The organism is Vreelandella arcis (assembly GCF_900103865.1).
In the GTDB taxonomy this organism is placed as follows: domain Bacteria; phylum Pseudomonadota; class Gammaproteobacteria; order Pseudomonadales; family Halomonadaceae; genus Vreelandella; species Vreelandella arcis.
Map to the genome: position 1 here is coordinate 385261 of NZ_FNII01000001.1, position 15114 is coordinate 400374.

The 15114-nt window shown below is 54.1% G+C and carries 10 protein-coding genes and 4 pseudogenes; 6 read left to right on the top strand and 8 right to left on the bottom strand.

Features of this window, described 5'->3' with window-relative positions; all coding sequences use genetic code 11:
* Positions 1-184: 184 nt before the first annotated feature.
* From BLR97_RS01800 to BLR97_RS01810, 3 genes and pseudogenes are all read right to left on the bottom strand, one after another.
* Positions 185-334 (bottom strand): annotated as a pseudogene (locus BLR97_RS01800) (transposase domain-containing protein); the annotation flags it as partial.
* Positions 335-1163: 829 nt separating this feature from the next.
* Entirely contained in the window at positions 1164-2501 is a 1338-nt protein-coding gene (locus tag BLR97_RS01805) for an AbrB/MazE/SpoVT family DNA-binding domain-containing protein (RefSeq protein ID WP_211605021.1), read from the bottom strand.
* 125 nt (positions 2502-2626) lie between these two features.
* Positions 2627-3373, bottom strand: a complete 747-nt coding sequence (locus BLR97_RS01810; protein WP_089701874.1) for an antitoxin Xre-like helix-turn-helix domain-containing protein — start codon at positions 3371-3373, stop codon at positions 2627-2629.
* 223 nt (positions 3374-3596) lie between these two features.
* Between BLR97_RS01810 and BLR97_RS01815 the strand changes: the two genes are divergently transcribed.
* Positions 3597-3845 carry a hypothetical protein gene (locus tag BLR97_RS01815; RefSeq protein ID WP_089701875.1) on the top strand — a complete coding sequence of 83 codons (249 nt, stop codon included), beginning with the start codon at positions 3597-3599 and terminating at the stop codon, positions 3843-3845.
* A gap of 721 nt (positions 3846-4566) precedes the next feature.
* On the opposite strand, the pseudogene BLR97_RS01820 reads toward BLR97_RS01815, so the two are convergent.
* Positions 4567-5814, bottom strand: a pseudogene (locus tag BLR97_RS01820) (O-acetylhomoserine aminocarboxypropyltransferase/cysteine synthase family protein).
* 192 nt (positions 5815-6006) lie between these two features.
* Here BLR97_RS01820 and BLR97_RS01825 point away from each other — a divergent pair.
* Entirely contained in the window at positions 6007-6246 is a 240-nt protein-coding gene (locus BLR97_RS01825) for an AbrB/MazE/SpoVT family DNA-binding domain-containing protein (protein WP_089701878.1), read from the top strand.
* A gap of 688 nt (positions 6247-6934) precedes the next feature.
* Positions 6935-7168, top strand: coding sequence for a type II toxin-antitoxin system VapB family antitoxin (vapB, locus tag BLR97_RS01835; protein WP_089701879.1), 234 nt, complete (start codon positions 6935-6937; stop codon positions 7166-7168).
* A gap of 522 nt (positions 7169-7690) precedes the next feature.
* Here the strand turns inward: vapB and BLR97_RS19870 are convergent.
* The 3 genes and pseudogenes from BLR97_RS19870 to BLR97_RS01850 all read right to left on the bottom strand — a co-directional run.
* Positions 7691-7873: pseudogene (locus tag BLR97_RS19870) on the bottom strand (ISL3 family transposase); the annotation flags it as partial.
* Positions 7860-8492, bottom strand: a complete 633-nt coding sequence (locus BLR97_RS01845; RefSeq protein WP_089701881.1) for a GntR family transcriptional regulator — start codon at positions 8490-8492, stop codon at positions 7860-7862. The gene BLR97_RS01845 and the pseudogene BLR97_RS19870, both read right to left, overlap by 14 nt.
* A gap of 97 nt (positions 8493-8589) precedes the next feature.
* Positions 8590-10227, bottom strand: coding sequence for a BCCT family transporter (locus BLR97_RS01850; RefSeq protein WP_089701883.1), 1638 nt, complete (start codon positions 10225-10227; stop codon positions 8590-8592).
* A 319-nt stretch (positions 10228-10546) separates the two neighbouring features.
* Here BLR97_RS01850 and BLR97_RS01855 point away from each other — a divergent pair, with 319 nt between their 5' ends.
* From BLR97_RS01855 to BLR97_RS01865, 3 genes are read left to right on the top strand one after another with little or no spacing between them, the layout of a single operon-like run.
* Positions 10547-12193 carry a GMC family oxidoreductase gene (locus BLR97_RS01855; protein ID WP_089701885.1) on the top strand — a complete coding sequence of 549 codons (1647 nt, stop codon included), beginning with the start codon at positions 10547-10549 and terminating at the stop codon, positions 12191-12193.
* Positions 12194-13303 carry a mandelate racemase/muconate lactonizing enzyme family protein gene (locus tag BLR97_RS01860; protein WP_089701886.1) on the top strand — a complete coding sequence of 370 codons (1110 nt, stop codon included), beginning with the start codon at positions 12194-12196 and terminating at the stop codon, positions 13301-13303.
* Positions 13300-14787 carry an aldehyde dehydrogenase family protein gene (locus tag BLR97_RS01865; RefSeq protein WP_089701888.1) on the top strand — a complete coding sequence of 496 codons (1488 nt, stop codon included), beginning with the start codon at positions 13300-13302 and terminating at the stop codon, positions 14785-14787. The genes BLR97_RS01860 and BLR97_RS01865 overlap by 4 nt, the downstream gene beginning before the upstream one ends.
* Before the next feature lie 79 nt (positions 14788-14866).
* Here BLR97_RS01865 and BLR97_RS20130 read toward each other — a convergent pair.
* A pseudogene (locus BLR97_RS20130) lies at positions 14867-14974 on the bottom strand (IS30 family transposase); the annotation flags it as partial.
* Positions 14975-15114: the final 140 nt, after the last annotated feature.

Sequence of the window (15114 nt, forward strand, 5' to 3'; positions counted from 1 at the left end):
AGATTGTCGCCAAGTGATATTTGCTTCGTTGTGTATACAAACGCGCAAATATATTCATAATCCAAAAGCAAAAAAGAATACTATTGTGTAGGCCCAGTTAAATCCAGCGTGTATCTAAACGGTGTTTCAATGTGTGAGTATATTCTTTATAAGTAAGTGGCCACCGATCACCGCTGGTGCGTTATCAGGTGGATTTTTGCCAGTTTCGTGGTAGGGATTCGTGGAGTTGGCTAGCCTTGTGGGTCGGTAGTCGCTCCAGAGCGTCTCGGAGGTAGGCGTAAGGTTCATGGCCATTGAGCTTGGTGCTCTGGATCAGGCTCATAATGTTGGCCGAGCTTGCGGCTGCGCAGTTATCCGGCGATTTATATATAGCGTATCGCTGGTCGGCTCTCTGACATTTCTGCGGCATCTAGATAAGCGTGACTTCATCTATATGGTGTGAGGGCTTAAATGGAAGCGCATTCTGAAAAAAACATGACCAAGATTTTTGAAAGTTAAGGAGAAGAATAGGATGAAAAATGACCGAAAAAGATGCCGAAAGCTCAATTTTCCTTTTTCTGAGGCAAACTTATTGAAAGGCCTCACGCCACACTTGGCTCATTCGGACGAGCTAGCATCTATATCTGCTAAGGAATTACGCTCTAAGTAATGTCTTGATGCGTGATTTTTTATAAGTGTTGCATATAGAAGCTCGTGGTAGGTAGGGAAGTTCTGCAATCACTAGTGTTGGCTAAGCGGCTGAGAATTTTCACTGCTCGGATTTGCTGGCAATGGCTACGCTAAAAGGCGTGTTGCGAGTCATCACGGTAGGCGATTCAAGAGCCAAGATAAGGCCAGATTAGCGAGTGACTGCTTGCCATGGTTTTCACGGTGTTGGCTCCAAATCATGCAAAGTGATACGACCGCTAAACTCATCAGCATGGATGCCAGCATAAATTTATTCATGACCTACCTCACTGTTTGGGAATAGCGGCTCATATCTGTGTGATAACTGCTATCGCTCACGTTGGCATTCCGCAGATGGAAGATAATGCTCCGCCGAGAATTTCACCGCCTCTATGGCTGCCGGCTCAAGCGCCAAGCCACTTCAGCGCCGCCGAGCCCAGGAACAGTTTCTATCCAGCTATCAGCCAGATCGCCTGATGGACGAGCCATCATAAAAATCAGGTGTCTTCTCCTTTCAACGGCTGATCGAGGTCGACCTCTATATTGTCTGTCAGACGTAGTGCCTCCGACAATGTACCGGCTGTGATGGGGCGCACGATGTGTGGCTGCGTCAACAAATCGCGATCCAAGCGATCCAGAGTGTTACCCACATGAGCATACTGCATAGAATCATCTTCACCTGTTCCGCTATCGTCAGACAGTAGCCATGCTCCCATACCGCTATCTTCCAGGGCGTACACCCCGCGGCCTGAGCGCCACACCAACCCCTTTTCACGCAATGAGTCCAGGCCCCGCTGAATGGAGGAGGGGGCTGGCTGTGTTTTACGCCCAGCGCGGGCTTGGATCTCTTGCAGCGTTGCTTGCGTGAAGGGTGTAAAGGGACGATTCTCGGCGGCTGCTTGAGATAAGACGAGCAGAATCGCCTGCTGCAATTCGGTCAGTTGGTCATACTCAGACTGGAAAATGGATAAGGCGTCCGCCTGAACCGCGTTAGATCCTTGCTGTAATAGCTTGCCCAATTCAGGCGCCTGCCCATGCTCCAGTGCGACTCGCTTAACGACCTCCCAAAGTCGCTCAGGTCGATGCCCCATGCGCTCGAAGGTCTGCGCAACATCAGCTACCTGAAAGGTATTGTCTGGCGCCAGTTTCGCGTTTACATGCTGGGTGAACGCCTCGATAAAGTCGCTGCCCAGTAGCGGGAAGGGAGTGACGGTATTGCCAAAGAAGGGTTGATCTCGACTCATCACGAGCTTCGCAAGCTTGTCCCGGCTGCTACCAGTGAAGACCAAGCGAAGTCCGGGTTGCTTAACGCCCAGAGTAAGCGCATCCCGGGCAGCTTTTAGCGCGAACAGGGTGTTCATGCCCCTCTCGCTATTCAGTGCGTGCTGCGCTTCGTCGATAAAAAGGATCACCGGATACCCGGATACTTCATACAGCGCCTGCAGGGCCTCAACCAGCGTAACCCCGTCGGGAAGCGTCGGCTGTGATCGATCCCAGATCAATGTGCGGTAGAGACGGGCGGTATCACTACCTGCGTTCTTCAACGGCTGCTTGATGCGTGGCGCATAAGACTGCAGCTTCGCCATGATGGCGCGTTCGATCAGTAAACCGGGATCACTATGCGGGATCGTCCAGAGGTCAACGTAGACCACTTCCCAGCCTCGTTGCTCGCAGGCAGGTATCAGGTCTTGGCGCAGGAAAGTACTTTTGCCTGTACGGCGTGGTGAGGCAAGAAACAGCCCACTGCTGTAGTCCAGCAAGCTCTCGCCAGCAAGGCCAGCGACAATCGATGCCGCCAGCGTGGGTCGATGGAAGACAAACGTTCCGAGTGCCATGGACTACGCCTATTTACCCAAGTATGCGTAAAATTATACATCAAGATATTAAAGTGGGGTAATACAAGCCTGGTAGACGGCTACAATCTGAGGGCTTCCGGCAGTTAATGCATCGCTGAGGCTTTTTATGCAAAACCTTCCTGGCGTTTGGCATCCAGATAGTGCCGGGGCGAGCGCAATCCGGCTAAACCATCGCGATGCATGACCGTCATCGGAGAGTCGCTATGAAACGGGGCGTGATCAATGGGCGAATGAAGCCACCGTTGCTGCTGCTCCCTCCGAGGGAAGAGTATCGTTAAAGACCGGTAAATCCCCAAAGTGTTGGACGCGCATTTCAGTTGCTCAGGCTGCAATGTGGCATGTGAGGATGTGGCCGACCATTCACTATATGTCCTAACACTGAGTCCAAGCAGTGATGCCATCTCTATGTCGGAGAAACCCCATTGTCTTGCGATCGACGGGAAGGTGCGCATGACTTCGGCACTGGTCGCCGCGCTATAATGTGTCGCCTGACGATCTGATCGACGGTGCTGATGCCAATCGAGCCAATCAGTCTCGAAAGCCACCAAGCTTTCTTCGTTTTCCACAACGGGAACCGCCGCAACGGTCAAATAATCCGCAAATTCATCCTGTAGCGCTAGCGGGACATCAAGCACTCTCACGTAGCGAGTTCCCGTCGAGGTGATATGGATAGGCACCTGTCCTTCCAACACGGCGTTGTTGGACCTCTGCATATCGGCCTCCCAATCCTCCCTACTACCTACTGGCTCATAAGAATCATCGACCTCACGAACATCCTCCTTCAAGCGATTCTGAGGACTGTTGCTATCACCACGGTCAATCGGCCGTTGCGAGTCTTCTTCTTGTGTCATCTGAGCATCCTCATCGCAAACCTGCCAACATCAAACACCCAAAAAGAAAACGCAGTTTTTTAAGTACTCAAGCCAAGACTAATGCCAAGTCAGCAAACAGTCGTTGCTGACAACAGTATTTGGCCGGGGCAACAGCAATGGCAACTCAGGGTGACGTTTGCTTCAACCAGTGGCCCAAACTGCCATAATCTAGTAAATAACAGTAAGCATTAGGAGAAAGCCAATGTTGCGCCACGAGAATATCCTTACGAGCTTAGGCGGAATGGAACTGGATGTCGCGATAGAGCGTACACGCGATGCCCTCACGAATCAGCTTCGCCAGCCTGCGAAATTGAGTGTGTTTGGTGACGGCGAGCAGATAGACCTGTCCATGCATGAGCGTTTTCAAATATTGAAATTAGTGCGTGAAATGCTGGAGGCGAGATTGGCGGTTTTGGAAAACGAACCAGGAGAATGGCTCCATGGCGAGTGAGAGTTCAAAATAATAGTAGATTGGTTTCGCCAGTTGCTCCGTCTAGGCGTTGCTTTTTCCTCATAGCGCATTTCAGGAGTTGGCCAAGGGTCAAGTCGGTACGAATTTCAGACCACAAAAAGTCACGCGCTGTGCCCAATGAGTCGTGTCAAAAGGGTTTTTATCGTTTTTAATTGTTGCTAAGGTTTTGGTTTTAGATTGCTAGTATATGAGCATGCATATGATTTTAAACGATTTCTATATTTATGATATTAGCAAAGAATAAAAATGATACTAGCAGTTTACGGCCTCCGAAGCCGAGGGTCGCAGGTTCGAATCCTGCCGGGCGCGCCAAGATATCAAGGGCTTACGTTAACGCGTAGGCCCTTTTGTTTTGCGTGTGTCAAATCTGTGCCATCTGTGTGCCAAGTTCGCCAACATTTGAGCTAATATCGGTTATCTGACGTCAAGTATGGCACCGGTTTATCATCTCACGCCCATTCTCTCAGCAAATTGCGGGTTTGCCCTCAATCCCTGGTGTTGTAGTAATGCAAGATTAAAAATTGCGTCCAGAGAAGCCGTTGGCGTAGCAAGCGGCAAGACAACGGCAGCTTTATCACGAAGTTGCTGACAGATCATTCTGTTGTCATCAAAGTATTGTCATCAGAGCAATATGTCCCGCCTGGCCCTGGCAATGCCTTTGAGTGATGGGGGCGATCGACAGACGGTGTGATTCGCGCCGCTATCCCTGAGAAACCGCTAGCGCCTGATCGATGTCCGCCAAAAGATCTTCGATATGCTCGATGCCAATAGACAGGCGCACCATATCAGGCGTAACACCCGCCGTTTTTAGCTCTTGTTCGTTTAGCTGTCGGTGGGTGGTGGACGCAGGAATGGACGAGCAGCTCTTGGCATCGCCGATATTGACCAATCGCAGAATGAGCGACAGCGCATCATAAAAGCGCTCGCCGGCCGCTTGACCGCCCTGAATCCCAAAGCTGAGAATGCCCGAGGCATGACTGCCCATATAGTGCTGGGCTAATGCATGGTCTGGATGGTTATTCAGACCTGCATAGTGTGCCCACGCCACTTGTGGGTGGCTTTCCAGATGCTTTGCCACCGCCAGTGCATTGGCGCAGATACGTTCAATACGCAGTGAGAGCGCCTGCAGAAGCGCCGCCCCCATGTTTTCCGCAACGGCACCACCCGGGCACGGGCAATAAACGCCGCATCGCCCACATCGCGCGTATAGCTAACGCCGTGATAAGAGACATCCGGTTCGTTCAGCAGAGGGAAGCGGTTGGCATGCTCAGCCCAGGGGAACGTGCCGGAGTCCACAATCACACCGCCCACCGTGGTGCCATGCCCCCCCCCCGATATACTTGGTCGCCGAATGGATGACAATATCCGCTCCGTGCTCAATGGGCCGACATAAAAACGGCGTGGCGGTAGTGTTATCCACCATCAAGGATACTCCATGGCGGTGGGAAACATCGGCAAGTGCGCGCAGGTCGACGACACCGCCGGTGGGGTTGCCAATGCTTTCGCAGAACACTGCTTTTGTTCGCTCATCAATCAGCGCCTCGATGCCCGCTATGTCATCTTTGTCGGCAAAGTGCACCTGGATTCCCTGACGGGGCAGCGTATGCGCAAACAGGTTGTAAGTACCGCCATACAGCTCGCTAATGGAGACAATGTTGTCGCCTGCTTCGGCGATGGTTTGAATGGCATAGGTGATTGCCGCCATCCCGGACGCCACCGCAAGGCCCGCCAAGCCACCTTACAGCGCGGTTACCCGCTGCTCCAGTACGGCACAGGTCGGGTTCATAATCCGGGAATAAATATTGCCTTCCACTTTTAAGTCAAACAGGTCGGCGGCGTGCTGAGCGTTATCAAACGAAAACGAGGTGGTCTGATGAATCGGCACCGCTACAGCGTTTTGGGAGTCAGGCTCGTAGCCATGGTGGAGGGCGATGGTTTCAGGTTTCATAAAAGCGACTCATAAACGGAAGGATGGCCTTGATCTTAGTGAAGTCGTCTCGCTTGGGCCAATATCGTTTAGTCGCAAGCTTGGCTATGCATCAATATCCTAATAGAGGCTTTCGATCATATATGACCAATAGGGTCTTCCAAGCGTATATGACCAGTAGACCTAGAAAAAAGTCGAGGCTGATGCCAGATCGTGGGTAACCATTTTGACAATCAGGGCGCTAGGCATGGCGCCTTCCAAGATAAACTCCGCGGCAGTGTCATCTCCAAAGGCGATCTACTTAACCCTGTGGGCGAAAACGAGTGGGAAGCCCTAAGTGACACGCCGCGGTATACGCTGGAAAAGCTACTCGCCCAGTGCGATGCCAATGCCCCTGAAATGAAAGACGTCATGGATTGGCAACGTATGAAGCCGAAAGGGCGTGAGTCTTAAGGCCTTTTCATCAGTCAGGCCTGATTGGGGAGGCGCACAAGAACTTAAAGCAAAGCGAGTAAGGCAAGCGTTGAGAGCCAAGTTGTCATTACCTCAACTATGGGAGAGCGCCAAATATGTTTCGTGGCCACGTAGTCACGCCAGCCCCATTGTCCGCGTGCCGAGACCCTCTGGCAGACCTGAGTCTAAAACGATTGCTCGATTGCCCAATGAGTACGATACGTTCGAGTGCTGTATCGCGTATAGGGATCAGCGCGGCCTTGAGGTGTGGGGAAAGAAGCGCTGGAGGGAGTTACTGCTCGTTGAGGCACGTTCAGTGGCAAGGCATCGCCAACGACCGGCCGGGCCAGTAACGGGTGTCTATCACTATGAACGCCCGTCAGGATCAACCGCATGGATTGCAGCATGGTATGAGCTAACAGCCGACGGCTCGCGAAAAAACGCAGCGCACAATTTACATATGGCACCGGCATATCGCGCTATGCTTCTTCTGGTGACGCGATGAAAGCCGCGATTGGTAAACGAAAGGAAGAAGAGCGATGGTACTGTGTACTGGGTGAGCGGGATGACTGACATGTTAATAAGTAAGCGGTAGCCAGCTTACGGTTAGACGCTCAAAACTACCTTTTGAGCGTCGTCCAGGACGTGCCTTCGACATTAAGCTATCAAGAACCTACAGGAGGCCTTCATGACGACAGTGTCTATTTTCATATATGGCAAGCAACAGGCAATCTGCTTACCTAGTGAGATGGCTTATGAGGGTATTCAGGCGCTTGAAATTTCGCGGGTTGGGTACACCATCACGTTGCGTCCAGCTCGCCCGGCATGGTCGTCATTTCCTGAGCTTGCCAAGGCTGATGCCGACTTTCTTCGAGATCGTCCCTCGGTGGTTGATGACCAGAGATCTGGTTCACAAAAGTAGCCGTTATGTGAAATAAAATGTAATACCCACTGAAGCAGGCGCGAACTCTGCTGTATGGCGCGCTTTCTCTATCCTGATGCACTTCGGTACGTATTCCGCCAACCTTTCTGCAATACGGTCTTCCAGTTGGTTCGCTGTCAGGAATGATCGCTTACCGGTGATCTGGCCCGACGTAAGCATCGTAGCTTTGTACGAATGCGTACATGTCGGGAGTCAGCAGCATTTGAACTGATGTCCGATAGCACCGTCGAAAGAAGTATCAGATAAGGGTCGGCTTTCGCCGACAAGCTATTACTCCCCGTTCTTGCAGGATGGGGTCTTCGCGGAGCACTTTATGGACTACAAACATGCAGTTGTGAAATTCGAAGAAGGCGTTGGCACTCTGCTCTGCAACGGCTGCGGCATTACCATCGCTGTGGGTACCAAACACGAGGACAGGGAGCACTATTGTACTATGTGCATGAGTGGGAACTGCAAAGCAAAATTCAAGAAAGGAAAGTAAAAAATTGGTTCTTCGTCACTTCATGTGGATTTGGCCTGATCGAGCAGGCGGCCCACCGGGGTGCCAATCAGGTAGATCATGGCGATGAAGTTGGCCTCGTTCCGGTAGCCACGTTCCCGTGACCGAGCCGCCTAAGACAGTCCGTTCATCTCTTCCAGTCTTGCGTTCGTCAGTCCCGAGTGCCAGCGTCTAATCCACGGTCTGGGATCGCGCAAAGCGTTCCCGTGACACAGTTAGATGTTTATCGAGCTCTTGTTCGGCTAAGAAAGTGTTTCGCCTCAGCGCATTGGCAATGTCGTAGTGGCCGGCGTTAGATTGTCCGAAGGTGCGGGTCATGTTGTTGCGGGCTAGCCGTATCTTGTCGGCCACGAGGCGGTAGGAGTCGATCAGGTACTGGTTGCCAGACGACTGTATCAGGGTCATGTGGTACTGATAGTCGAAAGCCTCATAACGGACCCAGTCTTCCACTTCGATCGCTTCATCCATTTCATGGCACAGCTTAAGCAAATCACCGGAGAGCTTGAAAACATCTTGAGTCATTCTCAGCGCTCCGATTTCCATCATCTTGCGGAAGGCCATCAACTGTTCGAGTTCGGCGAGGGTCGGGTTCCAGATGCGATTACCACTCTTTGGCGAGATGGTTAACAGTCCTTCATGCTGTAGCCGCTTCAGCGCCTCACCTACCGGACTGCGGCCAATCCCCAACCCCTCGGTCAGCTCCTTGATGGAAATCTTTTGATCCAGGATATACGTCCCATTGAGTACCCTATCCTTGATAATGGTGTATGCCTGCTGGGACATTGTTTCGGCACTGTCACTCATCTCTCCTCCTCGTCATCTTGTCTTTCTCTTTGGCAACCCGCTATCACGACGACGGGCTCGGCACCGAGCCCGCTCGATCGATGATCGATCAACTCCTTCAGCCGAGATCGGTCTGGGTGGTGGGGCCGTTACCCGGAGATTTGACTCCCACGGTTGCCGGTGTCAGATACTTTCTGCCACCGATGTCACGCACCGCCGACTCGTTAAACAGGTCTTGGTCCAGCATCAGCATGAAGCTGCGTCCCACGATCGCGATAACGAAGCACAATGGAAAGCCTGTCAAGATCGAGATCGTCTGCAGCGGCGTCAAACTCTCGGGATTGAGGAAGTACAACGCCATCGAGACCATCCCTACCAGCACCAACCAAAAGGAAGCATTGTAGCGTGAGGCCTCCTGTTCTGGGAGCAGAGTCTTTTGGGTAGCCGATGCGAGTGAATAGCCCACAGCACATTGACCGCTGACATAGGACAGCAGGGCTACCAGGCCGAACACCACGATGAACAGTCCCGCTGCTGGTAGCTGCTCGAGCATGACCCTAACCACCTCACCACGCCCGGCATCGTTCATCACAGCAATAAGATCGAGTTGGCCGGTGGTCTGGAGATGGATGCCAAAGGCTGGGAAGACCATGTAAAAGACCATACAGCCCAGCGATCCTGCCACCAGGCCGGCGAAGACGACCCCGCGAATGGTGCGCCCCCGAGAAATCTTGGCAATGAAAAGCCCGTAGGGCAGGGCGTAGACCACCCACCAAGAAAAGTAGAAGATCGTCCAGGCTTGAGGAAAGCCAGTATCACGGATCACGTCTGTGGCTAAGCTCATGTAAACGAAGTTCTGCAGCATCAGGCCGAGCCCATCTACCGACTGATTGAGGGTGAATGACAGCGGGCCGCACACCAGCACCCCCGCCAGTAGAGCGATATCCAGACGCACGTTGAAGTTCGACAGGCGGGCAACACCTTTCTGCAGCCCCAGTATCAGAGCCATCATCGGAATGAAGGTCCACAGGAAAATGACGAATATATCGAGCACCGGGTTGCCTGCCTCCATGCCGAAGGCGTAGGCAAAAGTGCTGGAGATCAACGGCGTTCCCAAGGCAATCGAAGTCATGACGCCTCCGATGATGCCGAACATGTAGAGGAAGTTGATGGCATGTCCGATCAGGCCATCGGCCCAGCGGCCCAATACTGGGCGGGTCAGTTCGCTGAGTTTCAAATTCCGTTGCTTGCGCACGTACATGGCGTAACCGATTGGCACCGCGCAGGCGATGTACCAGGCCCAGGCGGACGGCCCCCAGTGGAACATGCCAAAGGCGCTGGCCCAACGCGCCGCCTCGGCACTGCCCGGCTCTGCGCCAAATGGCGGCGACTGCATGATCCAGATCCACTCCGCGGCACTCAGATACAAGAGGCTACCCCCGGTGCCGGAGGTGAAGGTCATCCCCAGCCAAGTCAGCGTAGAGAACTCAGGTCGCGTGTCGCGATCCCCGAGTACTACCTTGCCGTAGCGGGACATGGCCAAGTAAAGACAGAAGCTCATCGCGCCGACGGTCGCCAACAGGAAGAACCAGCCGAGTTCATTGGTGGTGAAGGCATGAGCCTTGTCGAGCAGCTCGCCGCTTCCCTCAGGCCAGAAGGAGAAGACGACGGCCAGCACCAAAGTGAGTACAAGGGCTGGCATAAATACCGCCAAGTCAAGGCCGGCGATTTCCTTTCTTATTTTCTGATGAAGCATGGTCATAGCCTGTCAGGTTGAAACGAAAACCCCGCAAGTACGGGAGAACCAATTCTTTATCTAACATGCTAGATTAAAGGCTGAGTTTCAACACGAAATACCCTGAAACTCTTTTCATAAAGATGGCTAAGTATCGGAATATGAATATAAAACACAATAAAAACAAGCACTTGTTTTGAAATATTTTAATTATTGAAATAATAATTACCGTCATTTTCAGACCAAGAACCCAGTGCTATATCAAAAAACCGCCTTCACATTCCGTTATCTAAAGTGTTAGATTTGTCGCATCGCTGCCTTACCTGACTGGAGCAAGCGCATGAATTCCGAGGTCGACATCATCATCATTGGTGCAGGCTCCGCTGGCTGCGTGCTGGCCGAGCGACTGTCACAGGATCCGGAAAAGCGGGTGTTGGTAATCGAGGCGGGCTCCCGCGGCAATAGCCCGAAAATTTCGGTACCGGCGGGGTTCGTATACAACTTTAACAGCCCACGCTACAACTACTGCTATCGTTCCGAGCCGGAGCCGGAACTGGGTCACCAGCAGGTCTATCAGCCTAGGGGCAAGGGCGTTGGTGGGTCTGGAGCGATCAACGCTATGATCTATGTCCGCGGCGAGCCCCAGGACTTCGATGACTGGGCCAAGGTCAGCGCTCCCCGCTGGTCCTACGAAGCGGTACTGCCCTACTTTCGGCGCCTGGAATGTCATCACAGCTCGAATGTTCATCAGCATGGCCGCGACGGTCGTATTGGTATCCGTTCCACCCGTGATAGCGCACCGGACCTGTGCCACGCCTTCTTTGGCGCCTGTGACGTCACTGGCCTGTCCTACAATCCTGACTTCAACGGCGAACGGCTAGAAGGCTACGGCTTCTACGATATGAACGTGCGCGGCGGACTGCGGTCCTCCAGTGCCCGGGAGTATCTGGCTCCGGCCCTAAAACGCTCCAATGTGTCGCTGGTAACCAATACCCAGGCAAGGCGGTTGGTGTTTGAAGAGCAGCGCGCAGTCGGCATCGAGATCCAGCAAAACGGTGAACGTCGCGTCATCAAGGCTCGCCAGGAAGTCATCTTGTGCGCCGGAGCAGTGGACTCGCCCAAGCTACTTCAGCTTTCCGGAGTGGGTGACGCTAACGCTCTGGCCAAGTTGGGTATCGACAGCGTGATCGATAATCCAAACGTTGGCCAGAACCTCCAAGATCACTTGTGTGGAAGCCTCTTCTATCACAGCCGTGAGCCAACGATGAACGTCACGCTTAACAGTTTGGCTGGTAAGCTCGCTGCGGGCTGGAGCTACTTGACCAGGAGGCAGGGGCCGCTGGCCTTTGGGGTCAAGCATGCTGGCGCCTTTGTCCCCATAGACGACGTTCCTCTTCAGAAGCATGTCCAACCAAGGGTTCTTGGCAGCGCCAAGGCACAGGTGTTCTTCAATCCTATCTCCTATGCACTACCGGAAGCTTCGGGCGGCAAGCTAAAGCTCCACAAGCACGCGGAAGTCTCGCTGTTTTACAACGTCTGCCGCCCTCATAGCCGTGGTTCCATCACTCTGAAAAGCGCGGACCCTGATGATGCCCCGGCGATCCGCAACCGTTACTTGTCCGATTCCCGGGATAGGGCGGAGCTGCTCGAAGCTTTTCGTCAGGTACGTAAGCTGGCCAATTCGGGGCCACTTAAGGAAGTTCTGATCGATTATCGAGGCTACGAGGACATGCATAGCGACGAGGCCATTCTCGACGACTTCACTGCCTCCTGTGGTTCTATCTACCACCTTTGCGGCAGCTGTGCGATGGGCACCAGTATCGACACTTCAGTGGTCGACCCTTCGCTGAGGGTACACGGTGCCGAGGGCCTGCGAGTCGTAGACGCCTCTATCTTTCCGAATATCACTTCTGGCAATACTCAAGCTCCCACTCTGATGGTGGCAGAAGTAGCCGCCGACATCATCCGCCAGTCCTGGAATGCATGAATGAAGATCAGCAAGGTTGAATCCTTCCATACTGAGGACGTAGGCATCGTCCGAGTCACCATGGCCGATGGCAGTCAGGGCCTGGGACAGGTATCTACCTATAACGCCGATATCAGCGTGGAGGTCATGCACCGCCAAGTGGTGCCCTATTTCAAAGACCGCGAGATTAACGACATCGATGATATCGCCGATGGCGTGGCACTGGTGCTGGAGCGTCAGCACAAGTTTCTCGGCTCCTACCTGTACCGCGCCTTGTGTGGTGTCGAAACTGCTTTGTGGGATTGGCTAGGCAAATCGAGAAACAAGAGTGTGTGCGAGCTGCTCGGCGGCACCCCGCGCCCGCTCCGAGTCTACGCCTCCAGCATGAAGCGCAATATCACTCCCGAACAGGAAGCCGAACGATTTCTGCGCCTTCGTGATCGCCACGGCTATGACGCCTTCAAGTTCCGTGTCGGCGCTGAATGTGGGCGCAACCAAGACGAGTGGCCAGGCCGTACCGAAACCATCATCCCTACCATTAGGCGCGCACTGGGCCCCGACGTAGACCTACTGGCTGATGCCAACAGTTGCTTTAACCCTGAGCGTGCCATTGAAGTTGGTCACCTGTTAGAGGACAACGGTATCCGGCACTTCGAGGAGCCTTGCCCTTATTGGGAGATGGACTGGACCCGCAAGGTCACTGCAGCACTAACGTTAGACGTGACCGGCGGCGAGCAGGACCACTATCTGCCAGCGTGGCAGAAGATGATAGATGACCGCGTGGTCGACGTATTGCAGCCCGACATCTGTTACATGGGTGGCATCACCCGCACCCTGCAGGTGGTAGAAATGGCACGCAAGGCCGGGCGCATCGTTACCCCGCACACCGCCAACCTGAGCCTGGTCACCATCTTCACTCTGCACCTACAGGGCGCCATCGACAATGCTGGCCCCTATCTTGAGTTTTCTATCGAGGAAGACGACTACTATCCCTGGCAGTACGGCATCTATGAGAACTTCCCGGTGGCCAAGGATGGCAAGGTCACCATTCCAGACGAGCCGGGCTGGGGCATCCGCGTGCGCCAAGACTGGCTGCAATCCACCCACTACCGAGCGAGCGAACTCTCATGACTGAACTTAAGACTCTCTGCAAGCAAGCTGGCGTGGTTGATCCGACGCCGCACCTGACACCGCGTCACTTCATCGACGGTCAGTGGCAGGCATCCACTTCCGACGAGACCATCGACGTCACAGACCCGGGTAGCGAGAGCGTGATCGCCCGCATCGCCCGGGGCACCCCGGAGGACGTCGAGACCGCCGTAGTCGGCAGCCAACGCGCTTTCGACCAGTGGCGGCGCCTGACACCGGCGGCGCGGGCCGAGCATCTGTTTCGCTTGGCCGACACGGTTCGCGACCATGGTGAGCTGCTGTCAGTGATTGAATGCCTGGATTCAGGCAAGCCCTACGCCGAGGCCGAAGCCGATATTCAGGGGGCCGCCTCTCAGCTGGCCTATTACGCGGGGCTCGCCGATAAGATCGAAGGTACCACCACTCCGTTGGGCGAGGGCTTCGTCTCGATCAATCGGCGCGAGCCGGTGGGCGTGACCGCTCACATCGCGCCCTGGAACTTCCCGCTGCTGACAGCCGTTCGTGGCCTTGCCCCGGCACTCGCAGCGGGCTGCACAGCGGTAATCAAGCCCTCTGAGCTGACGTCTTTGTCTACCCGGACCCTGGCGTCCCTGTTTAGCGAGGCGGGTCTACCCGACGGCGTGGTCAACGTGGTCACTGGCTACGGCCAGGAAATCGGCGATGCTCTCACTGCTCATCGTCTGGTCCAGCACGTGACCTTTACCGGCTCGGTCGCCACCGGCAAGCACGTGATGAAGTCCGCTGCGGACAACGTCTCGAGCGTATTGCTGGAGCTCGGCGGCAAATCCCCCGCAGTGGTGCTAGAAGACGCCGATATTGAGCAGGTGGCTGAGGACATGATCTGGGCCATCTATTACAACGCTGGCCAGGTTTGCACCGCTGGCTCGCGACTGGTAATTCACGAGTCGCAGCACGAGGCCTTCATGCAAGCTTTCCTGCCACGGGTGAAAGATCTAACACTGGGGCATGGTCTCAAGGGCCGGGACATCGGCGCCATCAACTCAGCCGGTCATTTGGCTAAGATCGCGGCTTATGTGGATGACGCCAAGAAGCGGGGCCTGGCTATCCGCTGCGGTGGCAAGGTGACCCGTGATCCCGAGAGTGGCAAGGGTCTCTTCTTCGAGCCCACAGTGATTGATCGCTTGGAGCAGGGCGACCCACTCGTGCAGGAAGAGATATTCGGACCTGTGTTAGCGGTTCAGGTGGTCAACAGTGACGAGGAAGCCCTGGCCATGGCCAACGGCACCGACTACGGCCTTGCCGCCTGCATCTACAGCCGTGACGTACCCCGAGCGCTGCGCCTAGCCGCTGAGATCGATGCAGGCCAGGTCACCATTAACCAGTACTTCGCTGGCGGTATTTACGCACCAGTGGGTGGAACCAAGCATTCCGGCTTTGGTCGAGAAAAAGGAGTGCTGGCTCTGGACAACTACCTGCGCAACAAGAACGTAACTGTCAAACTTTAAAGAAGCGTATGCCTTGGTTGGCTGCCCTTGTAAACTCTATGGGATACTGGCCAACCAAAACCTAAATTAAAACCTGAGCTCAAACATTAAGCTCAGCATCTGCGGTTGTTAGCGCCCCTAAATACTCTCCTAGGAACACTTGTGCTGGCATCCGATACCCCAAGCGTTTTCTGGGAAGATCACTAATGACCTTTAGCTGTTATCTGACACAAGATGTGACACAGCCTTATCAGCTTCCTCTCATCCACTCAGCAAGTTATTGGTTTGCCCATGGGCTCATAGAATAAGCGCAGTACTCTGGATCACAAGAAGACCGATTTTTTGCGA

Bases quoted from the DNA above. Each gene is read 5' to 3' on its own strand.
- BLR97_RS01805 (WP_211605021.1), bottom strand. From the start codon at position 2,501: ATGGCACTCGGAACGTTTGTCTTCCATCGACCCACGCTGGCGGCATCG.
- BLR97_RS01810 (WP_089701874.1), bottom strand. From the start codon at position 3,373: ATGACACAAGAAGAAGACTCGCAACGGCCGATTGACCGTGGTGATAGC.
- BLR97_RS01815 (WP_089701875.1), top strand. From the start codon at position 3,597: ATGTTGCGCCACGAGAATATCCTTACGAGCTTAGGCGGAATGGAACTG.
- vapB (WP_089701879.1), top strand. From the start codon at position 6,935: ATGACGACAGTGTCTATTTTCATATATGGCAAGCAACAGGCAATCTGC.
- BLR97_RS01845 (WP_089701881.1), bottom strand. From the start codon at position 8,492: ATGAGTGACAGTGCCGAAACAATGTCCCAGCAGGCATACACCATTATC.
- BLR97_RS01850 (WP_089701883.1), bottom strand. From the start codon at position 10,227: ATGCTTCATCAGAAAATAAGAAAGGAAATCGCCGGCCTTGACTTGGCG.
- BLR97_RS01855 (WP_089701885.1), top strand. From the start codon at position 10,547: ATGAATTCCGAGGTCGACATCATCATCATTGGTGCAGGCTCCGCTGGC.
- BLR97_RS01860 (WP_089701886.1), top strand. From the start codon at position 12,194: ATGAAGATCAGCAAGGTTGAATCCTTCCATACTGAGGACGTAGGCATC.
- BLR97_RS01865 (WP_089701888.1), top strand. From the start codon at position 13,300: ATGACTGAACTTAAGACTCTCTGCAAGCAAGCTGGCGTGGTTGATCCG.